Source organism: Mesorhizobium sp. WSM4813, from assembly GCF_055811555.1.
Map to the genome: position 1 here is coordinate 54,011 of NZ_JBVVQU010000013.1, position 21,590 is coordinate 75,600.

Genomic DNA, 21,590 nt, shown 5'->3' on the forward strand with positions numbered 1-21,590 from the left:
CTAGCCCTGCTTCTTGCCGAACAGCCTGAGGCTGAGTAGGCCGTTGGGAAGGAACAGCATCAGCGCGATCAGCACCGAAGAGAAGATCAGCAACTGGAACTCGCCGGTCTCGAACAGGAAATCCCAGCCGAAATAGAGCACGAAGGTGCCGATCATCGGCCCGAAGACGTGGCCGAGGCCGCCGAGGAAGCAGTTCAGCATGAAGTTCACCGAGTCGGTGACGGTGAAGCTCGACGGATAGATCGACTGCGAGATGGCGACGAACATCGCACCGCCGAGACCGCCGAGGAATGAGGAGATGGCGTAGGCGATAACGCGCAGATAGGCGATGTTGACGCCGATCGAGGAGGCCAGTTCCTCGTTCTGCTGCAACGACTGGCAGAGTTTGCCGATGCGCGAATGGACTAGGCGGTAGAGCGCCGCAAAGCACAGCACCATCAGCACGACCGACACCAGATAGAAGGCGGGACGCGGATTAGCGAGCGTCGCGAAATCTGGAAGGATGGTCAGCCCGAAGATCGAGATGCCGCCGGGGAGCGGAATGCTGACCATACCCTTGGCTCCGTTGGTGATCGGCAGTGCCAGCGCGAGCAGCCGCGCCACTTCGGTCAAAACCAGCGTGACCATGGCGAAATAGACGCCGCGAAGCCTGAGGATGGGCAGTCCGATCAGCACGCTTGCAGCGGCGCAGAATAGCCCAGCCAGCGGCAGTGTCAGCCAGAACGACACACCGTACTGGACGACAAGAATGGCCGAAACATAGCCGCCCATAAGCGCGAAGGCGCCCTGGCCGATATTGATGCGGCCGATGTAGAAAGTCACCCACACCCCGGCACTGGCGATGCTGAGCAGCGCGACCGAGGTCAGCGTGTAGTAGAGGTCGAGCCGACCGGTCGCTTCGATCAGCCAGGGCACGCCGACGAGTACGACCAGCAGGAAGACAGCGACGGCGAGGATGTTGCGTGTACGCTTCATGTCCATCATCCCCACGGCTTACCCATGAGCCCGTTCGGGCGGATGCTCAGGAACACCATCAGCGCGGCGAAGATGACGAGATAAGTGACGTCGCCATATTGGCGTAGCACCGTCAGGCCGACCGATTCCATCATGCCGAGGATGAAGCCGCCGGCGATCGCTCCGCTGACCACGCCGGCCCCGCCGATCATCACCATCAAGAACGCCTTGATCGAGATCGGCCCGCCGATGCCCGAATTGACGCCGGTGATGGCGACCAGCAGCCCACCGACTATGCCGGCAAGCATGGCGCCGAGCGCAAAGCCGATCATCGAATAGCGGTCGACCTCGACGCCCATCAGCTGCGCCGCGACCCGGTCCTGCGCCAGCGCCCGCATGGCGCGTCCCGGCTTGCTGTACTGCATGAAAAGCACGAAGGAGGCGATGAACAGTATGGCGAGTGCGCCGACCAGCAGCCGGTCGTAAGGCATTATGAGGCTGTCGGAGACGAAGACGCCGTTGACGATCTTCGGCACGCCGCGCTGCTTTTCACCGAACAGGAGGAGGATCACCGCGTCGAGGAAGAATGCGACCGCCGCCGCGAGAAGCATCGTACTTTCCTCCCGCACGCTCCGCCTAATCACCGTTCTGAAAAGGAATTTCTCGACCAGCGCTCCAATGACCAGCAGCGTGATCCCGGACGCGACGAGCGCGACGACGAAAGGCATGCCGAGCTGGCCATAGACGGTGTAGGTGACGAAGCCGCCGAGAACGTACATCTGCCCATGGGCAAAGTTAAGCACATTCATCAGCGCGAAGATCAGGGTCAGGCCGAGCGCGATCAAGGCGTATTGCGCGCCAAGATAAAGCCCGTTGGCGATGACTTGTTCCATCAGGATGGTTCCCGGCCATTCAGAGGCTCGAGGCGAATGCACGAGCCTCTGCGGCAATCCGCTTCAGTGCAGTTGCGTCAATCGACTTGAGCGACGAAGAGCGTCTCGAACTTGCCGTCGCGGTATTCCGTGACCACCATCGGGACCGAAAGCTGGCGCTTCTGGCCAAACGACGTCATTCCGACATAGGTCAGCTTGGCATCGCCCTTCAGATAGGGATTGGGCGCCGAGAAAGTGTCGATCGTCTTCTTGAACTCCTCGACATTGTCGATCGCGGCCGGGTTCGCCTTCAGCGTCTCGATGATGTATTCGAGCGCGTAGACCTTGGTGTTGGACTCGTCATTGTATTCGCCGAACATTTTCGTATAGCGGTCGACGAACTCCTTCATCGTGTCGGACGCGATTTCGGGCGTCGATGCGCCGCCGACCGAGATGAAGCCATTGGCCAACTCGCCCGCGCCCTCTTCCAGCACCTTGGCATCCTGCGCCGTTTCGGTGGAGATCAGACCTTCGTAGCCGAGCTCGCGCGCGGCGCGGATCAGCAGCGGCGCATTGCCGGGCGCGACACCCGAAAGCACCAGCAGGTCCGGTTTTTGCAAAACGATCGGCGTCAGTACCGGCGTGAAGTCGCGGGTATCGTTTTGGTAGACATCCGTGGCAGCCACAACCTCGAGCCCGAGCGCCTTTGCCGCGGCAACACCGCCATCCCGCTGGCTCAGCGGATCGGATTCGTTGGCGGCGACAAAGGCAACTTTTTTCACGCCCCTGTTTTCCATGAGATATTTGTAGATCGCCGGAGCCGACTGGTAGTTGGCGATCATGCCGAGCACGGCGTTGGACGCCGGCGGGGTGTAGAGTTCCTTCGGGAATGCGTAGGGAAAATAGATGATGCCCTTGGATTCTGCCACGGGACGCACCGCCGCCGCGCCGTCGTCGACATTCGGACCGACGACATAGTGGATGCCCTCCTGGGCCATCTTCTCCATGCCGGCGATCGCCCGCTTCGGGTCCTTCTGGTCGTCGAAGGTGACGATTTTGATGTCATAGGTCTCGTCACCAATCTTCACACCGGCGGTTTCGTTGATCCAGGCGGCGCGTGTCTGCATCGAGCGGACGTTGGATGTGCCCCACGCAGCGGCCGCGCCACTCGTCACGCCGACAAAGCCGATCTTGAGTTCCTTGTTGGCGGCGTGCACCGTGATTGTGCCGCCGGCCATGATTGCCAGCGCGGAGACGGCGCCGAGCGCGGCGAATGTGATTATTGAACGTCTGTTGATCATTGTTCTTTCCCCTTTGGAGGCCGCGCATTGTTGCGACAGAACTCGACCGATACGCGGACTTTTTTGAGTGAAGGCTCAAATCAATCACCTGTCAACAAAACTTTTAAAGATTGTTGACAATCTTGTGAGCGGTCGTAGATGGAAGAACGCAAAGATTCGAATCGGCGTCGAATTCGGGCCAGTGGTGGCGAGAACCATCGGGCACGGCAACACGTGGTCGATCCCTAGGCGACACGATTAATGTGGCTTCCCGCATCGCAGCCATACCAGCCCCCCGGGACGGTGGCGGCCAGCGGGGCCAGTTAGCATTGCATTCGCGCCCGCGGCCGCTCCCTCGGCCGCGTAGAAATAAAGGGGAAAGGCGGATCGAACCGGAACGATCTTAGCCACCGCCATGTCCATCGTTGGGCTCGGCTATCAGGCTGCGACCGTTCTCGACCAGCGGCAAAGGTCCGGTTCCGAGGTCGCTTAAGACCGCTTCAAGGTCCGGATTGGAGTCAGGATTTGCCCATCGTCTACCCTCGGGTAAAGTCTCGATTGGGTCAGGGCTTGCCGTAGAAGTTCTCCGAACGAAAGGCCGAGAAGGGTCGAACCAGGTCGTTCAGAATGAACGAATTTTGACGTTAGAGCATCACGGTCTCCGATCGCGGGCCGTCGCTACCAGCGCACGAAAATCCGGGCGCCGAGCGCACCGAGCGCGGCGAGGATGGCAATCGCGATCGTGTACCAGGTGGCGACGAAAAGCGGTGAGTCGTCGAAGCAGTGCGCGGCATAGAAAGTTGCCGCCAGCCCGCCGGCGAGCAGGCCCGCCACCGTTCCGGCAAGCACCGGCCGCGTCGGGGCGCCATAGCGCAGCACCGCCAGGAAGACGGCAAGGGGACCGATGCCGATCAGCGGAATGAAGGTCAGGCAGATGACCAGATTGCTGCCGATCAGGCGCGTGCCCCAGTCGGCCGCAGGCACGGAAAGGAGCTCCAGCATCACGGCAACGATCACCAGCAGCGGTGCGGCAATCATCCACGCCGCCGCCCTGCTTGTCGATGCACCGGGTGTCGACAGGGCGCGGATCAAGGCGAAGGCGCTGACAGCCAGAGCAATCGTGAAGACGAACTTGGCGAGGAAGCGCATCGTATGGATGGCGGTGGCGATGTCGGTGCGTGGGCCGATCGCCAGCCAGAACACCACCGCCGCGATCAGCGTAGCCGCACCTGCGCCTATCCACCAGGCCGAGCCAAGCGGCATCGTCGTGCTGCGGGCATCGGCGTCGAGCGCCTTGATGAGATCGTCGGTCCTCATGTCATTCCCGCTTGAACTGTTTGGCCCGCCCGAATTGTTTGGCCCCGAAGCGTTTGGCAATGGCTGCGAGCCCACGATGCAGCGACACGCGCACCGCCGTCTCGCTGATGCCGAACTTCGCCGCCGTCTCGCCGATGGAACGGCCTTCGACCGACACCGACGAAACCACGGAACGCTGCGCCGGCGGCAGGCCGTCCAACGCCCGATTGATGTCGCGCTCGCTGACCGTCTCGGCCTCCGGTTCGGCGAAGGTTTCGGCGATCTCGTCGATCTCGATCTCGATGCGCCGCCCGCGCCGCCGAAAGGCGTCGATCAGCTTGAAACGCGCTATGGCGTAGACCCAGGGCAGCACAGCCAGATCCTGGCGCCAGGTATGCCGTTTAACATGAATGGCCAGCAAGGTTTCCTGCACGACATCCTCGGGATCGACCCCGCCCTGAACGATCTTGCGCCTGATAAAGCCGCGAACGAGAGCAGCCGTCCGGTGCAGAAAGTCGGCGTAAGCCCTTTCATCTCCCGCGATCGCGGCCCGCATCAGCCGGGAAAGCTCGGCCTCGTCCTTGCCGGTCACAAGAGTTCACTCCCCGATATTCGCGCCTCGGCGCTGATTTGTTACGTGGCCGGCGAAATAATGTCCAAGCCAAAATATGGGAATATCACGAAGGTTTCACCTCCGGCGCCCGATTACGCAGCTCATCAATCTTGACTACACCGGTCAGGAATTGATAGGTGCAGCCGTGCTAAATCAAGACCATCGAGATCGAGAGGGATGACGTCCATGAAATATGCTCTTTCCGCCCTTGCCGGTGCCACGGCACTTGCAATCAGCCTGATCGCCGGCCCGGCGATGGCCCAGGACGGCGGCATCGTCGTCTACAACGCCCAGCACGAAAGCCTGACCAATGCCTGGGTGGAAGGTTTCACCAAGGAAACCGGCATCAAGGTCACCGTTCGCCACGGCGGCGACAGCGATTTCTCCAACCAGATCGTCGCCGAAGGCGCGGCGTCGCCGGCCGACGTGTTCCTCACGGAAAACTCCCCGGCCATGGTGCTGGTCGAATCCGCCGGCCTGTTCGCGCCGGTCGATGCCGAGACGCTGGCCCAGGTTCCGCAGGAGTACCAGCCATCCAGCGGCAAATGGGTGGGGATCGCCGCGCGCAGCACCGTCCTTGTGTACAACAAGACCAAGCTGACCGCCGAGCAGTTGCCCAAGTCGCTGCTTGATCTCGCCGATCCGAGCTGGAAGGGACGCTGGGCCGCTTCGCCCTCCGGCGCCGATTTCAAGGCGATCGTCAGCGCCCTGTTGCAGCTCAAGGGTGAGGCCGCAACGGCCGACTGGCTGAAGGCGATGAAAGAGAACTTCACCGCCTACAAGGGCAACAGCACGGTGATGAAGGCGGTCAATGCCGGCGAGGTCGAAGGCGGCGTGATCTATCACTACTACTACTACGGCGACCAGGCCAAGACCGGCGAGAACAGCAAGAACGTCGGGCTCCATTATTTCAAGAACCAGGATCCGGGCGCGTTCGTCTCGGTTTCCGGCGGTGGCGTGCTTGCCTCCAGCAAGCACCCGAAGGAGGCCCAGGCCTTCCTGAAATGGGTAGCCGGCAAGGGTGGTCAGGACGTTCTGAAGACCGGCAATTCCTTTGAATACGCTGTCGGCAAGGGCGCGGAATCCAATCCGGCGCTGGTGCCGTTGGCCGATCTGCAGGCGCCTAAGGTCGACGCGACGACGCTGAACTCCAAGAAGGTGACCGACCTGATGACGGCAGCCGGCTTGCTTTAGTCGGCGTTCGTCCTAAAAGGGCAACCGACTGCGCTCCTGCGGGAATTCGCTTCCGCAGGAGCGCTCTGTTTTCGAGGTGGCATTCGTCCATGACGACAAGCTGCGTTTTTGGCCATTTTTGCGGCCCTTCGACCGTTTCCGCCACCGCGCGGCAGCGGCGCGGCGTCTGAGCTGATGCAGTCTGCGGCCGAACTTGCACGTTCAGGCTTGCCGACCGGCGTGGCGGCTGGGCAATGGACGCGCCGGCGGCAGATATCCTGGATTTCGCTCGCCGCCGTCCTGGTCTCTCTTTTTTCGCTGCTGCCGCTCGCCTTCATCATCTGGATTGCCGTGCAGACCGGCTGGGAAACCGTATCGGCACTGGTGTTTCGGCCGCGCGTCGGCGAACTGCTGGTCAACACCTTGCTTCTGGTGGTGCTGGCCTTACCGATCTGCATCGTGCTCTCGGTGGCGCTGGCCTGGCTGACGGAACGCAGCAGTCTTCCCGGTGCCCGCCTGTGGGCCTGGCTGTCGGTGGCGCCGCTCGCCATCCCCGCCTTCGTCCACAGCTATGCCTGGATCACGCTGGTGCCGGGACTGCATGGCCTGTGGGCCGGCGTTCTGGTTTCCGTCGTCGCCTATTTCCCATTCGTCTATCTGCCGGTGGCGGCAGCTTTGCGCCGGCTCGATCCTGCCCTCGAAGATGCCGCGGCAGCCGTCGGCCTCGGGCCGTGGCGCGTGTTCCGGCGGGTGGCGCTGCCGCAGCTCAGGCTCGCCATCTGCGGCGGCTCTCTGCTGGTCGGCCTGCATCTCCTGGCCGAATACGGCCTCTACGTGTTCATCCGCTTCGACACCTTCACCACGGCGATCGTCGACCAGTTCCAGTCGACCTTCAACGGCCCCGTCGCCAACATGCTGGCGGCGGTGCTGGTGACATGCTGTTTCGTGCTGCTCGGGATCGAAGTGCTGGTGCGCGGCGAGGAGCGCTATGCCCGAGTCGGCTCGGGCGCCGCGCGCCAGCAGCAACGCACAAGGCTCGGCCGCGCCACGCTCCCTTGCTTGGCTCTGCCGGTCGTCACCACCCTGCTGGCGCTGGGCGTGCCGTTCGTCACCATCAGCCGCTGGCTCGTGGCCGGCGGTGCCGATGTCTGGCGCCTCGATGAGATCGGCCTTGCGCTCGGCCAGACCCTGTTCCTGGCGCTCGCCGGCGCCCTGCTCGCCACCATCGCCGCCATGCCGATGGCCTGGATCTCGATCCGCGCGCCGGGACCGCTGCAGCGTCTTCTGGAGGGTTGCAACTACATCGTCGGCTCGCTGCCCGGCGTCGTCGTGGCGCTGGCGCTGGTCACCATCACCGTGCGCGTCGCTCTGCCGCTCTATCAGACCCTGTTCACGATCCTCGTTGCCTATGCACTGATGTTCCTGCCGCGCGCCCTGATCAGCCTGCGGGCGTCGATCGCGCAGGCGCCGGTCGAGCTCGAACGCGCCGCCGCCAGTCTCGGCCGGTCACCGCTCAAGGCGCTCTGGTCGACGACGATCCGCCTGTCGGCGCCGGGGGCCGCGGCGGGCATGGCGCTGGTGGCGCTCGGCATCATGAACGAATTGACCGCCACGCAGATGCTGGCGCCCAACGGCACCCGCACGCTGGCGATGGCGTTCTGGGCGCACAGCGGCGAGATCGATTATGCATCCGCGGCACCTTACGCCCTTATCATGGTGGCGATGTCGCTGCCGCTGACCTGGCTGCTCTATGTCCAGTCGAAGCGGATGGCCGGACGATGAGCTTCCTCGAACTCACCGATGTGCGCAAGCACTACGGCCCGGTGGCCGCACTGGCCGGCGTCGATCTCAGCGTCGCCAGTGGCAGCCGCACCGCGATCGTCGGGCCGTCCGGCTGCGGTAAGACGACCTTGCTGCGGCTGATCGCCGGCTTCGAGCCGCCGGACCAGGGCCGTATCGTGCTCGACGGCGAGGTGCTGGCCAATGGCGGCGCCGCCGTGCCCGCATATCGGCGCGGCATCGGCGTGGTGGCGCAGGACGGCGCCCTGTTCCCGCATCTGAGCATCGCCGCCAACATCGGCTTCGGCATGAGCCACCACGCCGACAAGCGGACCGAGCGCATCGTCGAGCTTGCCTATATTGTCGGGCTCGACAAGGCGATCCTGAAACGGCGGCCGCACGAGCTCTCCGGCGGCCAGCAGCAGCGTGTGGCGCTGGCCCGCGCCATGGCCATGAAGCCGCGGCTGATGCTGCTCGACGAGCCGTTCTCGGCGCTCGACACCGGTCTGCGCGCCTCGATGCGCAAGGCGGTGGCCGAACTTCTGGAGACCGCCGGCATCACCACGATCCTGGTCACCCACGACCAGGCCGAGGCGCTGTCCTTTGCCAGCCAGGTGGCGGTGATGCGCGACGGCAAATTCTCGCAGGTCGGCACACCGCACGAGCTCTATCTCAAGCCGAAGGACAGGATGGTCGCTGAGTTCCTCGGCGATGCCATCATCCTGCCGGCCAAGATATCAGACGGTTTCGCCAGCTCGCCGCTCGGCCGCATCGCCGTCGACAGCACCGAGCGGCGCGATATCGCCCGCATCATGCTGCGACCGGAACAGGTGCTGCTGAAACGGACATCGCGCGAAGGCATGTCGGGCACGCCGGACATGCTGTTCGGCGAAGTGACGGAATCCGAATTCGCCGGTTCGATGTGCACCATCGCGGTGCGGCTGTTAAACAGTCCCGATCCGCCGGACGCAGCCGCGATCGGCAACACGCCGTTGATCCTGCGCAAGCCTGGCATGGACACACCGGTGGTTGGCGAGATCGTCCGGCTGACGGTGTTGGGCAAGGCGCATGTGTTTGCCTGAACGGTCTTGCGTCTCGCGCAGCTCGCCAGCCAAGACGACAGGCTGGCTTCAATCGACCCGTTTTCCGGCCTGATCGAACCAATGCAGCTTTTCGGCTTTGGCCACGACACGCAACTGGTCACCAGGCTTTGCGGCGGCACGCCCTGAGACGCGCACGACGATACGGCCGCCGCCTGCGGCGCAGTGAAGGAAGCTTTCGGCACCGACCGGTTCGACTGCCTCGACGGTCGCCGGCAGGACCAGCGCACCGGGCAGCGCCTCCGCATTGAAGGTGACGTCGGCATCTTCAGGGCGAAACCCCAGCGTCACGGCTGGCGTTTCGGGAGCCGCAAAGCCGATCGCCGTGCCGTCGGCCAGTACCGGGCCTGAGGAACTTCCGGTCAGCGCCAGAAGATTCATCGGCGGCGCGCCGATGAAGGAAGCGACGAAGATCGAGGCCGGCTTTTCGTAGACGTCGAGCGGCGCGCCCGTTTGCTCGACCAGTCCGGCGTTCATGACAACAAGGATGTCGGCCAGCGTCATCGCCTCGAGCTGGTCGTGGGTGACATAAACCGAGGTGACGCCGAGCGTGCGCTGCAAATTCTTGATCTCGACCCGCATCTGGCCGCGCAGTTTGGCATCGAGATTGCTGAGCGGCTCGTCGAACAGGAAGACTTTCGGATTGCGCACGATGGCGCGGCCCATGGCGACACGCTGGCGCTGGCCGCCGGAAAGCTCGCGCGGGCGCCGGTCGAGCAGCGCCGAAAGCTCCAGCACCTTGGCGGTCGAACGCACCCTGCTGTCGATCTCGTCCTTGGGCGTGCCGCGATTGCGCAGGCCATAGGCCATGTTGTCATAGACCTTCATATGCGGGTAGAGCGCGTAGTTCTGGAACACCATGGCGATGTCGCGCTCGGTCGGGCCAATGGCATTGACCACCTTGCCGTCGATGGCGACCGTACCGGCAGAAATGGTCTCCAACCCGGCGATCATCCTCAGCAGCGTGGACTTGCCGCAGCCGGAGGGGCCGACCAGCACGCAAAGCTCCTTGTCGGGAATGGCGATGGAGATGCCCTTCACGGCTTCGACGCCGCTGGGATAGACCTTCTTCACGTCCTTCAGATCGACGGTCGCCATCGGCTTCTCACTTTTCGGATTCGACCAGGCCGCGCACGAACCAGCGTTGCATCAGCACGACCACCAGGATCGGCGGCACGATGGCCAGCATCGCTGTGACCATGACCAGGTGCCATTCGGTGTCGGCATCGGCGAAGGAAACCATCTTCCTCAGCGCGATGACGATGGTGTTCATATCGTTGCTGTTGGTGACGAGCAGCGGCCAGAGATATTGCGTCCAGCCATAGATGAAGAGGATCACGAACAGCGCCGCGATGTTGGTGCGCGACAGTGGCAAGAGGATATCGAAGAAAAAGCGCCATGGCCCGGCACCGTCGACACGCGCCGCCTCGACCAATTCGCCCGGTATGGTCATGAAGAATTGGCGGAACAGCAGCGTCGCGGTGGCCGAGGCGATCAGCGGGATGATCAGGCCGGCATAGGTGTCGATCATGCCGAGATCGACCATCACCTTGTAGGTCGGCAGGATGCGCACCTCCACGGGAAGCATCAAGGTGATGAAGATCAGCCAGAAGAAGGTCATGCGTAGGGGAAAGCGAAAGAACACGATCGCGTAGGCCGACAGAATCGAGATGAAGATCTTTCCCACCGCAACGCCGAGCGCCATGACCGTGGTGTTGAGGAGCAGTCTGCCGACGCTGACACCGCCGATGCGGCCAATACCGCCGAACAGCGCCTCGCTGTAATTGTTCCAGAGCTGACCGCCGGGCAACAGCGGCAGCGGCGGCCTGAGGATGGTTTGCAGCGTGTGTGTCGAGGCAACGAACGTGTAGTAGATCGGAAAAGCCACGATCAATATGCCAAGGATAAGCACGGCATGGGCGATGAATGTGCGGAGTGGGGACTGGCCGATCATCGCTGCCCTCAACCGTAGTGGACTTTGCGTTCCACGTAGCGGAACTGGATGGCGGTGAGCGCAATGACGATGGCCATCAGGATGACCGACTGCGCCGCCGAGTCGCCCAGGATCAGATTGACGAAGCCGTCATTGTAGACCTTGTAGACCAGCGTCTCGGTCGCCTTGCCCGGCCCGCCGCCGGTGACGGCATGAACGATGCCGAAAGTGTCGAACAGGGCATAGACAGTGTTGACGACCAGCAAGAAAAACGTCGTCGGCGCAAGCAGCGGAAAGACGATGGTCCAGAAGCGCTTGGTCTCCCCGGCGCCATCCATGGCCGCCGCCTCGATCAGCGTTTTCGGTACCGCCTGCAGGCCGGCGACGAAGAACAGGAAATTGTAGCTGATCTGCTTCCAGGCAGCCGCGGACACCAGCAGGATCATGGCGTGGGTGCCGTTGAGCAGCGGGTCCCAGGCGATGCCGAGGCTTCTCAGCAAATAGGCCAGCGATCCGATCGAAGGATTGAACAGAAACAGCCACAGCATGCCGGCAATCGCCGGCGCCACGGCATAAGGCCATATCAGCAGTGTGCGGTAGAGGCCTTTACCGCGCACCGCCTTCTCGGCCATGACCGCAAGCAAAAGGGCCACACCCATGGCAACGATCGCGGTCGCAAGCGAGAACACCACCGTGACCTTGATCGAGTTGAGATAGGCCGGATCAGCCAGCACCTTCCGGAAATTGGCGAACCAGACGAACCTGCTCCTCAGCCCGAACGGATCTTGCCTGAGCATCGACTGGTAAAGCGCCTGACCGGCCGGCCAGTAGAAGAAAACCAGTGTTATGGCGAGTTGTGGCGCCACCAGCAGGTAGGGCAGGATCTTGTGGGGAAAGACGATGCGTGGAGACAGGCTGATTTCCCTCGCTACCTCAGGAGACGCCCACGCGAGCTCGCGTGGGCGATATTCAAACCGATACCAACCGGGATAATCTCGTCAGTTCTCCAGCGCTTCCTCGATCGCGGCGTTGCCGCGCGTGACCGCATTGTCAAGCGCCTGCTGAGCGGTTTGCTGGCCGGCCAGCATCTTCTCCAACTCCTCGTTCTGGATATCGCGCACCTGCGGCAGATTCGGCAGGCGCACGCCCTTCGAGTTATCGGTCGGCGCCTTGCCCGTCATCTGCAGGATGGGTGTCTCGCGGCCGGGGTTCTTGTCATAGAAGCCCGATTTCTTGGTCGCCTCGTAGGCGGCGAGCGTCACCGGCAGGTATCCCGACTTCTGGTGCAGATATTCCTGCACATCGGTCTTGGACAGGTAGGCGAAGAAGGCCGCGACGCCCTTGTATTGCTCGTCCGACTTGTTGCCGAACACCCACAGGCTGGCGCCGCCCGGCGTGGTGTTCTGCGGCGCGCCCTTGGCATCGCTGTCGTAGGGAAGCTGGCCGATGCCATAGTTCATGCCGGACTTGACGATGTCGCCGAGGCCGCCCGACGATTCGGTGAAGATGCCGCATTCGCCGGCAAGGAAGATCTGCTTGGCTTCGGAGGTGCGCCCGCCATATTTGAAGGTGCCGTCCTTGGCGAGGTCTGCCAGCGCCTGGAAGTGGTTGACGAAAATCGGCGCGTTGATCTTGAGTTCGACATCCCCGCCGGCCAGGCCGTTTTGCTGGCTGGCCCAGGGCACATCATTCCACGCCGCGAAATTCTCCAGATGGATCCAGGTCAACCAGGTCGAGGTGTAGCCGCATGAGGCGGCGCCGCTCGTCTTGATCTTCTTGGCAGCTTCCCACACCTCGTTCCAGGTCTTGGGCGGGCTGTTCACGTCGAGGCCCGCCTTCTGGAAGATGTCCTTGTTGTAGTAGAGGATCGGCGAGGAGGAGTTGTAAGGGAAGGACAGCATGGTGCCGTCTGGCTTCGAATAATAGCCGACGATGCCGGGCAGATACTGGCTCTTGTCGAAGGTCATCCCGGCACCGGTCATCACCTCGGCCACCGGCTTGATCGCACCCTCGGCCGCCATCATCACGCCAGTGCCGACATCGAACACCTGGAGGATATCTGGCGCCTGCCCGGCACGGAAGGCGGCGATGCCGGCATTCAGCGTCTCGGGATAGGTGCCCTTGAACACCGGCACCAGCTCATAGTCGCTCTGGCTGGCGTTGAAATCCTTAGAAATCTTGTCGACGACCTCGGCATTGGCGCCGGTCATGGCGTGCCACCAGCTGATCTGCGTGACGGCAAAGGCGGAGGTGGTGGAAAGCAGGGTCATGGTGGCGGCGACACCGGCCACGAAGCCGAAGAACTTCATGTTTCATCTCCCGTTTATCATTGGCGAAAGTGGCACTCTCGCAAAGGCAATATGTGCCGCTCGTGACAGTTGGACAACGGTTTTGTTGCGGATCGATGAACTCGATCTCCACTTAAAGTGGTGGACGCTTCGAAATAAGCGCCGATGGAAAGCAATTGAAAAGCCGGCTTACCACTCGAACAAAGGCGGGGACCGGCAGCAATCGCCGGCGCCTAGTCCGACTTGCCGAGCGCCGTTTCGACCAGCCGCTTGGCATCCGGGCTCGACCATTCGGCCGGGCCGTTCATGTGCGCGATCAGGCAGCCTTCTCCGTCGATCAGCATGGTGACCGGCAGGCCGAGCGCCAGGCCGCGCGTCTTGAGATCGTTGAACAGCGCCATCGTCGAATCGCGATAATAGCCGAGCGCTTCGACGCCGGTTTCCTCGAGGAACTTCTTCGGCTTGGTATCGTCGCCGACATCGACATTGACCGCGACGACCTCGAAGGCGTCGCTGCCCATTTCTTTCTGCAGCGCGTCGAGCGCCGGCATTTCGGCACGGCAGGGCGCGCACCATGTCGCCCACAGATTGAGCAGCACCGTCTTGCCGGCATGGTCGGCGAGCGTCAGCGGCTTGCCGCCGGGGTCGTTGAAGGCAAGACCTTTCAGCGATTGCGGCGGATCGGCCGGCAAAAGTGCTGCGACCTGGCCGGTGGCAGCCGCCGCGACCGTCTTGGCGCGGTCGGCCTTGGCGGCGCAGGCGACATCGTCCTTGCTGTCGCCAGCGGCAACTTGAGCGGGCGCGTTGTTGCCAGAACCGCTCTCGCTGACATATACCGCGACCGCGCCGGCCAGCACGCCCGCCACCAAAGCGGCGAGGATGAGGCGCGGGGCCGGAAAAAATTTATTGCCGTCTGCCATTTTCTGAAAACTGCTCCGGAGCACGGGTTATAGCGATGAGCGACAAGAAGGCCAGCAACCAGATGTGGGGCGGACGTTTTGCCTCGGGTCCGGCCGCGATCATGGAAGCGATCAACGCGTCGATCTCGTTCGACCGCAAACTCTACGCGCAGGATATCAGAGGCTCGATCGCCCATAGCGAGATGCTGGCCCAAACGGGCATTATTTCGGCGGCCGATCAAGAAAAAATCGCTCGCGGGCTGAACACGATCCTGACAGAGATCGAAGCCGGCACATTCGAGTTCTCGACCAGGCTGGAAGACATCCACATGAATGTCGAAGCCCGCCTTGCCGAGCTGATCGGCCCGGCCGCCGGCCGCCTGCACACCGCTCGTTCGCGCAATGATCAGGTGGCTGTCGACCTCAGGCTATGGGTCAAGGACGAATGCTTTCGCGTCGCCGAAGCGCTGAAGGGCCTGATCACGGCGTTCCTGGAACGGGCCGAGGAGCATGCGGCGACGGTGATGCCGGGCTTCACCCATATGCAGGCGGCGCAGCCGGTGACCTTCGGCCATCACTGCATGGCCTATGTCGAGATGTTTTCGCGCGACCTGTCGCGTGTTCGCGACGCCATCGAACGGATGGACGAAAGCCCGCTCGGTGCCGCCGCACTTGCCGGCACCAGCTTTCCGATCGACCGGCACCAAACGGCCAAGGCGCTTGGCTTCCGCGAGCCGATGCGCAATTCCCTGGACAGCGTTTCGGACCGCGATTTCGCACTGGAATTCTTGGGGCTGGCGGCGATCTGCGCGACGCATCTGTCGCGGCTGGCCGAAGAGATCATCATCTGGTCGACGCCGCAATTCGGCTTCGTCAGGCTGTCGGACTCATTCTCCACCGGCTCCTCGATCATGCCGCAGAAAAAGAACCCCGACGCCGCCGAACTGGTGCGCGGCAAGACCGGCCGCGTCACCGGCCATCTGGTTGGCCTGCTGACGGTGATGAAGGGCGTGCCGCTGACCTATGGCAAGGACATGCAGGAGGACAAGGAATCCGTATTCGACGCCGCCGAGACGCTTGACCTGATGCTGGCGGCGATGACCGGCATGGTGCGCGACATGACGGTGAACGCCGCCGCCATGAAGAAGGCCGCCGGGTCAGGCTATGCGACCGCGACCGACCTTGCCGACTGGCTGGTGCGCACCCTCGGCCTGCCGTTCCGCGAGGCGCACCACGTCACCGGCCGTGCGGTGGCGCTGGCCGAGGAGAAGAAAATCGGGCTCGACAGGCTGCCGCTGGAAGACTTGCAGTCCATTCACCCCGGCATCACAGCGGACGTGTTTTCCGTGCTTGCCGTGCAAAACTCGGTGAAGAGCCGCACGAGCTTCGGCGGCACCGCGCCGTCGGAAGTGAGGAAGCAGATCCGGTACTGGAAAAAGCACATCGCCAAGGCGTGATTAGGTGCAATGCCAGAAAAACTCGGCTAAAAGCGGCGGGCAAAAGTTTCGGACGGATGGATCGATGACCGCAAGCAGGATTTTGGTGTCGCTCGCGCTGCTGGCGGCGCTGGCAACCGTAACGGCCTGCGGCAGGAAAGCCGGCCTCGACACGCCCTATGAGGCGGCCGTGCAGGCGCGCAAGGACGCACAAAAGGCCGAGCAGCCCGTGCCGCCGGAGCCGGAAAAACCGGTCAAGGACAAGAAGTTCATTCTCGACCCGCTGATCTAGAGCCGATGAGATCGGTCGATCTCATCGTGCGCCAACTTCCGGAACCACTGTTGTGAACCATTTCGACTACCGCGACGGCATGCTATATGCCGAGGACGTGGCAATATCGGGTATCGCTGCAAGCGTCGGCACGCCGTTCTATTGCTATTCGACGGCGACGCTGACCAGGCATTTCCGCGTGTTTGCGCAGGCTTTTGCCGGGCTCGACGCGCTGGTCTGCTATGCGATGAAGGCGAATTCCAACCAGGCGGTGCTGAAGATCCTGGCAAAACTCGGCGCCGGCGCCGACGTGGTCTCAGAAGGCGAATTGCGCCGCGCGCTGGCCGCCGGCATTCCGGCCAACAAGATCCTGTTTTCCGGCATCGGCAAGACCGCCCGCGAAATGGATTTTGCGCTCTCGGCCGGCATTCTGTGCTTCAACGTCGAATCCGAACCGGAACTTGAATTGCTGTCGGCCCGCGCCACGGCACTGGGCAAGGTGGCGCCGATCTCGCTGCGCATCAACCCGGATGTCGACGCCAAGACCCACAAGAAGATCTCCACCGGCAAGGCCGAGAACAAGTTCGGCATTCCCTGGCAGAAGGCGCGAAAGGTCTATGCCCGCGCCGCTGAACTGCCTGGCATCAAGGTCACCGGCATCGACACCCATATCGGCAGCCAGATCACCGAATTGCAGCCGTTCGACGATGCCTTCGCGCTGCTGGTGGAACTGGTCGGCGTGCTGCGCGCCGACGGGCACGCCATCGAGCATATCGATCTCGGCGGCGGCCTCGGCATTCCCTACCGCGTCGACAACAGCCCACCCCCGTTGCCGGACGCTTATGCCCAGATCGTCAGGAAGCACGTCACCAAGCTCGGGCTGAAGGTGATGTTCGAGCCGGGCCGACTGATATCAGGCAATGCCGGCATCCTCGTCTCGCAAGTGATCTTCGTGAAGGAGGGCAACGCCAAGAACTTCCTGGTCGTCGACGCCGCGATGAACGATCTGATCCGGCCGACGCTCTACGACGCCTTCCATGACATCAAGCCGGTGGTGCAGCAGCCGGCTGCAGCACCGCGCATGACGGTCGACGTGGTCGGCCCAGTCTGCGAGACCGGCGATTATCTTGGCCTCGACCGTGACCTGCCGCGGCTGAAGACCGGCGACCTGATCGCCATCGCCACCGCCGGCGCCTATGGCGCGGTGCAGGCCGGCACCTACAACACCAGGCCGCTGGTGCCCGAAGTGCTGGTCGACGGCGACCGTTTCCACGTCGTGCGCCCGCGCCAGACGTATGAGGAACTGATCGGGCTGGATTCGCTGCCCGATTGGCTGGAATAGCCTGCAGCGCTACAGCCGGTGCTGAATCAGCGCCCTGGTCTGCGCAATCCTGCCCTCGTCGCGGCGATAGAACGTCCACTGCTTGATGCGCTTGCTGCGCAGAAGGCCCGCCTGGGTCAGCACTCGCATATGCTCGCTGAGCGTCGCCTGGGTGATCCCCAGCTTTTCCGCGATCAGCAGCGCGCAGACGCCGTCCTCGACCAGATCGCCATCTGCCTGCGGCGAAAAATGCGCGCGCGGGTCCTTCAGCCAATCGAGGATTTGCAGCCTGCGCTCGTTGGCAATCGCCTTGAAGACATCAACCTCTTGCATTTAGCCACTTTGCTAAGTTACTAAAAGATGTCAACCCTGGGAGCAGACCATGCTGAACGGCAATAGGATCACACGCGAACGCATCGCCGCAATGGAGCCGTGCATCCGGCCATTCGTGCGCCACACGCCGGTGCTGCGCGTCGACATGGCCGATTTCGGCCGTCCGCCGCTTAGCGTCGACCTGAAGCTCGAATGCCTGCAGCATTCCGGCTCGTTCAAGGCGCGCGGCGCGTTCACCAATCTTCTCGAACGGCCGGTTCCCAAGGCCGGCGTCGTCGCGGCATCGGGCGGCAATCATGGGGCCGCGGTCGCCTATGCCGCCATGCGGCTCGGCCACAAGGCAACAATTTTCGTTCCCGATGTGAGCCCGCCGGCCAAGCTGGAACGCATCCGCAGCTACGGCGCCGAACTGGTTGTGGGCGGCGCGCGCTATGCCGAGGCGCTGGCCGCCAGCGAAAGCTTCGCCGAAAAGTCCGGCGCGCTGCAGATCCACGCCTTCAACCAGGAGGAGACGCTGGTCGGGCAAGGCACGCTCGGCCTCGAGATCGAGGCCGACCTGCCTGAGCTCGACACGCTGCTGGTCGCCGTCGGCGGCGGCGGCCTGATTGGCGGCATCGCCGCCTGGTTTGCCGGCCGCATCAGGATCATCGCCGTCGAGCCCGAGGGTGCGCCGACGCTTCATCGCGCCTTCGAGGCCGGCCGGCCCGTCGATGCGCCGACTGAGGGCATCGCCGCCGATTCGCTGGCGCCGAAGCGCGTCGGCGAAATGATGTTTCCAATCGCCGAGGCCTTCGTCGAGCGTTCCATATTGGTCAGCGACGATGAGATCATCGCCGCGCAGGCGGCACTTTGGGACCGGATACGAATCATCTCCGAACCGGGCGGCGCTGCAGCCTTTGCGGCGGTCCTGTCCGGCCGTTACGCGCCGGCTGCGGGCGAGCGTGTCGCCGTGCTGGTCTGCGGTGCGAACGCCAATCCGACTAAATTCTGACGATAATGGAGGCAGTCTTGTTCACGTTTTCGGGAACCGCCTCGCCTTCGCCGTGTTTGTTGATATGCTTCGAGTGACGTGCATCTAAGACTTTGAGTCCTTCGCATCCGATTTTCGGGCCGATGCGATAGATTTGTGAGGTTCGGGTTATCCCGCCCGAATCAGGAAGGGCCGATGACCCAACGACCCACCTTCAGCAGCGATCGCAGCCTGGCCGGGCGCCTTGCCCTGAGCCGGCTGGCGACGCGGGTCTCGATGACGGTCGAGCGTGGCTGGCCGTTGCTGCTTCCGCTGGTCATTGTCGCCAGCCTGTTCCTCAGCGCCTCGTGGCTCGGCCTCTTCCTTCTGCTGCCCGACACGGCGCGCATCGGCCTGATGGCAGTGTTCGGCGTCGCAGCCCTTGCCGCGCTCTATCCCCTGCGTTTCTTTCGGGTGCCGTCCAGTGCCGAGATCGACCGGCGCATCGAGGCGGCCAACCAATTGCTGCACAGTCCGGTGCTGGTGCAGACCGACCGGCCGAGCGGCAGGGAGAGCATTTTTTCGCAAGCGCTGTGGCGCGAGCACCAGAAACGCATGGCCGAAAAACTCGGCAACCTCGGTGGCGACCTGCCGCGCACCCGGGTGCCGGAGCGCGACCCGTGGGGGCTGCGCGCCGTGGCGGCGCTTTTGTTGGTCACCGCCTTTGCCTTCTCCTTCGGACCGTCTGGCGGCCGCATCGCAGACGGGTTCAGTGCCCACGCGGCGCGCGACGCGGTGCCGCCGCGCATCGACGCTTGGGTGACGCCGCCGGCCTACACCGGCAGGCCGCCGGTCTTCCTCACGTCCCCAGCCCTCGCCAACCCAGCCCTCGCCGACAATGGCAATCAGGCTGCGCCCACCTTCACCGTTCCGGAAGGCAGCGATGTATCGCTGCGCGTCACCGGCGGTTCCGGCGAGGAAACGCTGAGCTACGCCGACGCCGACGGCAACGCCCGCACCATCGAGCCGGCCGGTCAGCAGGCCGACGCGGCCAAGCCGGCGGCGGCAAGGCCCTCCACGGCAACGCCCTCCACGGTGCGCCAGTTTACCGGAAAGCTGACCGCCAACGGCACGCTGACGCTGAAATCAGGCAATGACGAACTCGGCAACTGGGCCTTCGCAGTGATCCCGGACAAGCCGCCGCAGATCCGCTTCGTCGGCGAGCCGAAACGCGCCGTCAACGGCTCCTTCGAACTCAACTACCAGATCGACGACGACTATGGCGCGGCCTCCGCCAAGGCGGATTTCGTATTGGCCGATCCACCGGCGGCGAATGCGCATCCACTCTATGGCCCGCCCGAAATGCCGCTGACGCTGCCACGCCGCGGCGCCAAGGGCAATGCCGCCAAGACCACGAAGGACCTGACCGAGCATGTCTGGGCCGGCGGCAACATCAAGCTCAGGCTTGTCGCCACCGACGACGCCGGACATACGGCAACCAGCGAAATCAAGACGCTGGTGATGCCGGAGCGGCCGTTCTCCAACCCGCTGGCAAGGGCTGTGATCGAGCAGCGCCGCGTGCTGGCGCTCGACGCCAACGCCAAGAACCGCGTGCTCGACCTGATGGACGCGATCACGCTCAGGCCCGAAGATACGTTCGACAACATGGCGCACTACCTCGCCATCATGAGCGCCCGCACCCGGTTGAAGATGGCCGACAACGACGACAAGTTGCGCGACGAGGTCGCCTACCTCTGGGAGATCGCCCTCGGCATCGAGGAAGGCAATCTTTCCGAAGCCGAGAGGCGGCTGCGCCAGGCGCAGCAGGCGCTCCAGGACGCGATCAAGAACGGCGCCAGCGATGAGGAAATCGACAAGGCGATGAAGGAACTGCGCGAGGCGATGAACCAGTTCCTGCAGGAATTCGCCCAACGTGCGCAGCAGAATCCGAACGCGCCGCAGATGCAGCAGAACGGCCAGGAACTGCGCCAGAGCGACATCGAACGCATGATGGACCAGATCGAGAATCTGGCGAAGTCCGGCGATCGCGACAGCGCGCAGCAATTGCTTTCGCAGCTGCAGGACATGATGAACAATCTGCAGGCCGGACGTCAGCAGCAGGGCGGCCAGCAGAACAGCGAAATGCGCCAACAGATGGACAAGCTCGGCGAGATCATGCGGCGTCAGCAGGAGATGATGAACGAAACCTTCCGCCTGGACCAGATGCAGCGCGGCCAGCAACAGCGCGGCCAGAACCGCGACGAGCAGCTCGGCGAGAACGGTGAGCAGGGCCAAATGGGCGAACAGGGCGAGCAGCCCGGCCCAGGTGAAGACCGCGATCCGCTCGGCCGGCCGAAGCCGATGACGCCGCAGGAATTCGCCGACGCGCTGAAGCAGTTGCAGGAAGGCCAGGGCAAGCTGCAAGGCGACCTCGACCAGCTGAGAAAAGGTCTCGAAGGCATGGGTCTCGAGCCCAATGAAGGGTTTGGCGAGGCCGGCAAATCCATGGGCAACGCCGAACAGGCGCTTGGCGACAGCGATGGCGACCAGGCCGTCGGTCACCAGGGCCGCGCGCTGGAAGCGTTGCGCAAGGGCGCCAAGGACATGATGAAGCAATTGCAGGCCATGCAGGGCGACGAGGGCGACGGTGAGCGGGGCGGCCGCCAGCAGAACGCCGACCGCGATCCGCTCGGCCGGCCACGCGCCACCGAGGGTCCCGATTTCGGCGAGTCGGTGAAGGTGCCGGACGAGATCGACGTGCAGCGCGCCCGCCAGATCCTCGAAGCGATCCGCAAGCGGCTCGGCAACGCGCTCAGCCCCGACATCGAGCGCAGCTATCTGGAGCGGCTGCTGGAGCTGAAATAAAGCCGTCCTCTATATCAGGAAGATCGCAGTGCGCGGATCCAGGTGGCCGCCATCGCCGGGCTGCACACTTTTGGGCGATATGCTCCAGGGTCAAACCCCAATCACTCTGAACGACCGAATTCGACCCTTTTCTGCCGTTCCATCGGAGAGGTTGAAGGGGAAACCATGACCCAACGGCGACATTTGTCTGGACCGTCGGTAGGTCTCGTCAGGGTGGAAACCGGAGTT

Annotated in this window: 19 protein-coding genes; 8 read left to right on the top strand and 11 right to left on the bottom strand. The window is 63.3% G+C overall.

Annotation, left to right across the window (positions count from 1 at the left end):
* The 5 genes from AC0L25_RS09825 to AC0L25_RS09845 all read right to left on the bottom strand — a co-directional run bounded on the left by AC0L25_RS09825 (position 1) and on the right by AC0L25_RS09845 (position 4,994).
* Positions 1 to 975 carry a branched-chain amino acid ABC transporter permease gene (locus AC0L25_RS09825; RefSeq protein ID WP_023797267.1) on the bottom strand — a complete coding sequence of 325 codons (975 nt, stop codon included), beginning with the start codon at positions 973 to 975 and terminating at the stop codon, positions 1 to 3.
* A 5-nt stretch (positions 976 to 980) separates the two neighbouring features.
* Positions 981 to 1,847: a branched-chain amino acid ABC transporter permease gene (locus tag AC0L25_RS09830; protein ID WP_091600116.1), complete on the bottom strand. Its 867-nt coding sequence runs from the start codon at positions 1,845 to 1,847 to the stop codon at positions 981 to 983.
* Between the two features lie 77 nt (positions 1,848 to 1,924).
* Complete coding sequence (locus AC0L25_RS09835; protein WP_473595305.1) at positions 1,925 to 3,127, bottom strand: ABC transporter substrate-binding protein; 1,203 nt, start codon at positions 3,125 to 3,127, stop codon at positions 1,925 to 1,927.
* A 657-nt stretch (positions 3,128 to 3,784) separates the two neighbouring features.
* Complete coding sequence (locus AC0L25_RS09840) at positions 3,785 to 4,423, bottom strand: NrsF family protein (protein WP_473595306.1); 639 nt, start codon at positions 4,421 to 4,423, stop codon at positions 3,785 to 3,787.
* Between the two features lies 1 nt (position 4,424).
* The gene (locus AC0L25_RS09845) at positions 4,425 to 4,994 is read right to left on the bottom strand and encodes a sigma-70 family RNA polymerase sigma factor (protein ID WP_473595307.1); all 570 of its coding nucleotides are present in this window, start codon (positions 4,992 to 4,994) and stop codon (positions 4,425 to 4,427) included.
* A gap of 207 nt (positions 4,995 to 5,201) precedes the next feature.
* On the opposite strand from AC0L25_RS09845, the gene AC0L25_RS09850 reads away from it, so the two are divergent.
* The 3 genes from AC0L25_RS09850 to AC0L25_RS09860 all read left to right on the top strand — a co-directional run bounded on the left by AC0L25_RS09850 (position 5,202) and on the right by AC0L25_RS09860 (position 9,049).
* Positions 5,202 to 6,209, top strand: coding sequence for an iron ABC transporter substrate-binding protein (locus AC0L25_RS09850; RefSeq protein ID WP_473595308.1), 1,008 nt, complete (start codon positions 5,202 to 5,204; stop codon positions 6,207 to 6,209).
* Between the two features lie 174 nt (positions 6,210 to 6,383).
* On the top strand, positions 6,384 to 7,970 hold the full coding sequence (locus AC0L25_RS09855; protein ID WP_473595309.1) for an ABC transporter permease: 1,587 nt from the start codon (positions 6,384 to 6,386) through the stop codon (positions 7,968 to 7,970).
* Positions 7,967 to 9,049 (top strand): ABC transporter ATP-binding protein, encoded by a 1,083-nt coding sequence (locus tag AC0L25_RS09860; RefSeq protein WP_473595310.1) that lies wholly within the window; start codon positions 7,967 to 7,969, stop codon positions 9,047 to 9,049. Before AC0L25_RS09855 ends, AC0L25_RS09860 begins: the two co-directional genes overlap by 4 nt.
* Positions 9,050 to 9,097: 48 nt before the next feature.
* Here the strand turns inward: AC0L25_RS09860 and AC0L25_RS09865 are convergent, their stop codons facing one another.
* The 5 genes from AC0L25_RS09865 to tlpA all read right to left on the bottom strand — a co-directional run bounded on the left by AC0L25_RS09865 (position 9,098) and on the right by tlpA (position 14,208).
* Positions 9,098 to 10,165 (bottom strand): sn-glycerol-3-phosphate import ATP-binding protein UgpC, encoded by a 1,068-nt coding sequence (locus AC0L25_RS09865; protein ID WP_473595311.1) that lies wholly within the window; start codon positions 10,163 to 10,165, stop codon positions 9,098 to 9,100.
* Between the two features lie 7 nt (positions 10,166 to 10,172).
* The gene (gene ugpE / locus AC0L25_RS09870) at positions 10,173 to 11,021 is read right to left on the bottom strand and encodes a sn-glycerol-3-phosphate ABC transporter permease UgpE (RefSeq protein ID WP_192356013.1); all 849 of its coding nucleotides are present in this window, start codon (positions 11,019 to 11,021) and stop codon (positions 10,173 to 10,175) included.
* Between the two features lie 8 nt (positions 11,022 to 11,029).
* Positions 11,030 to 11,914: a sn-glycerol-3-phosphate ABC transporter permease UgpA gene (gene ugpA / locus AC0L25_RS09875; RefSeq protein ID WP_473595360.1), complete on the bottom strand. Its 885-nt coding sequence runs from the start codon at positions 11,912 to 11,914 to the stop codon at positions 11,030 to 11,032.
* Between the two features lie 84 nt (positions 11,915 to 11,998).
* Positions 11,999 to 13,309, bottom strand: coding sequence for a sn-glycerol-3-phosphate ABC transporter substrate-binding protein UgpB (gene ugpB / locus AC0L25_RS09880; protein ID WP_473595312.1), 1,311 nt, complete (start codon positions 13,307 to 13,309; stop codon positions 11,999 to 12,001).
* 212 nt (positions 13,310 to 13,521) lie between these two features.
* Complete coding sequence (gene tlpA, locus AC0L25_RS09885; protein WP_473595313.1) at positions 13,522 to 14,208, bottom strand: thiol:disulfide interchange protein TlpA; 687 nt, start codon at positions 14,206 to 14,208, stop codon at positions 13,522 to 13,524.
* A gap of 35 nt (positions 14,209 to 14,243) precedes the next feature.
* Here tlpA and argH point away from each other — a divergent pair, with 35 nt between their 5' ends.
* From argH to lysA, 3 genes are all read left to right on the top strand, one after another.
* Positions 14,244 to 15,644: an argininosuccinate lyase gene (argH, locus tag AC0L25_RS09890; RefSeq protein WP_473595314.1), complete on the top strand. Its 1,401-nt coding sequence runs from the start codon at positions 14,244 to 14,246 to the stop codon at positions 15,642 to 15,644.
* A gap of 64 nt (positions 15,645 to 15,708) precedes the next feature.
* Positions 15,709 to 15,915, top strand: a complete 207-nt coding sequence (locus tag AC0L25_RS09895) for a hypothetical protein (protein WP_473595315.1) — start codon at positions 15,709 to 15,711, stop codon at positions 15,913 to 15,915.
* A gap of 52 nt (positions 15,916 to 15,967) precedes the next feature.
* Positions 15,968 to 17,236, top strand: coding sequence for a diaminopimelate decarboxylase (gene lysA, locus AC0L25_RS09900; protein ID WP_473595316.1), 1,269 nt, complete (start codon positions 15,968 to 15,970; stop codon positions 17,234 to 17,236).
* 9 nt (positions 17,237 to 17,245) lie between these two features.
* Here lysA and AC0L25_RS09905 read toward each other — a convergent pair whose 3' ends face one another.
* On the bottom strand, positions 17,246 to 17,548 hold the full coding sequence (locus tag AC0L25_RS09905; RefSeq protein ID WP_473595317.1) for an ArsR/SmtB family transcription factor: 303 nt from the start codon (positions 17,546 to 17,548) through the stop codon (positions 17,246 to 17,248).
* Between the two features lie 49 nt (positions 17,549 to 17,597).
* Here AC0L25_RS09905 and AC0L25_RS09910 point away from each other — a divergent pair, with 49 nt between their 5' ends.
* Positions 17,598 to 18,539, top strand: a complete 942-nt coding sequence (locus tag AC0L25_RS09910; RefSeq protein WP_473595318.1) for a threonine/serine dehydratase — start codon at positions 17,598 to 17,600, stop codon at positions 18,537 to 18,539.
* Positions 18,540 to 18,713: 174 nt separating this feature from the next.
* Entirely contained in the window at positions 18,714 to 21,362 is a 2,649-nt protein-coding gene (locus tag AC0L25_RS09915) for a TIGR02302 family protein (RefSeq protein WP_473595319.1), read from the top strand.
* The last annotated feature ends 228 nt before the right edge of the window (positions 21,363 to 21,590 follow it).

Excerpts from the sequence above, each read along its gene's own strand:
- AC0L25_RS09915 (WP_473595319.1), top strand. The coding sequence starts at position 18,714 with ATGACCCAACGACCCACCTTCAGCAGCGATCGCAGCCTGGCCGGGCGC.
- AC0L25_RS09860 (WP_473595310.1), top strand. The coding sequence starts at position 7,967 with ATGAGCTTCCTCGAACTCACCGATGTGCGCAAGCACTACGGCCCGGTG.
- AC0L25_RS09910 (WP_473595318.1), top strand. The coding sequence starts at position 17,598 with ATGCTGAACGGCAATAGGATCACACGCGAACGCATCGCCGCAATGGAG.
- AC0L25_RS09895 (WP_473595315.1), top strand. The coding sequence starts at position 15,709 with ATGACCGCAAGCAGGATTTTGGTGTCGCTCGCGCTGCTGGCGGCGCTG.
- AC0L25_RS09905 (WP_473595317.1), bottom strand. The coding sequence starts at position 17,548 with ATGCAAGAGGTTGATGTCTTCAAGGCGATTGCCAACGAGCGCAGGCTG.
- AC0L25_RS09850 (WP_473595308.1), top strand. The coding sequence starts at position 5,202 with ATGAAATATGCTCTTTCCGCCCTTGCCGGTGCCACGGCACTTGCAATC.
- AC0L25_RS09830 (WP_091600116.1), bottom strand. The coding sequence starts at position 1,847 with ATGGAACAAGTCATCGCCAACGGGCTTTATCTTGGCGCGCAATACGCC.
- tlpA (WP_473595313.1), bottom strand. The coding sequence starts at position 14,208 with ATGGCAGACGGCAATAAATTTTTTCCGGCCCCGCGCCTCATCCTCGCC.
- AC0L25_RS09840 (WP_473595306.1), bottom strand. The coding sequence starts at position 4,423 with ATGAGGACCGACGATCTCATCAAGGCGCTCGACGCCGATGCCCGCAGC.
- argH (WP_473595314.1), top strand. The coding sequence starts at position 14,244 with ATGAGCGACAAGAAGGCCAGCAACCAGATGTGGGGCGGACGTTTTGCC.
- ugpE (WP_192356013.1), bottom strand. The coding sequence starts at position 11,021 with ATGATCGGCCAGTCCCCACTCCGCACATTCATCGCCCATGCCGTGCTT.
- AC0L25_RS09865 (WP_473595311.1), bottom strand. The coding sequence starts at position 10,165 with ATGGCGACCGTCGATCTGAAGGACGTGAAGAAGGTCTATCCCAGCGGC.
- AC0L25_RS09835 (WP_473595305.1), bottom strand. The coding sequence starts at position 3,127 with ATGATCAACAGACGTTCAATAATCACATTCGCCGCGCTCGGCGCCGTC.
- AC0L25_RS09855 (WP_473595309.1), top strand. The coding sequence starts at position 6,384 with ATGCAGTCTGCGGCCGAACTTGCACGTTCAGGCTTGCCGACCGGCGTG.
- ugpB (WP_473595312.1), bottom strand. The coding sequence starts at position 13,309 with ATGAAGTTCTTCGGCTTCGTGGCCGGTGTCGCCGCCACCATGACCCTG.
- AC0L25_RS09825 (WP_023797267.1), bottom strand. The coding sequence starts at position 975 with ATGAAGCGTACACGCAACATCCTCGCCGTCGCTGTCTTCCTGCTGGTC.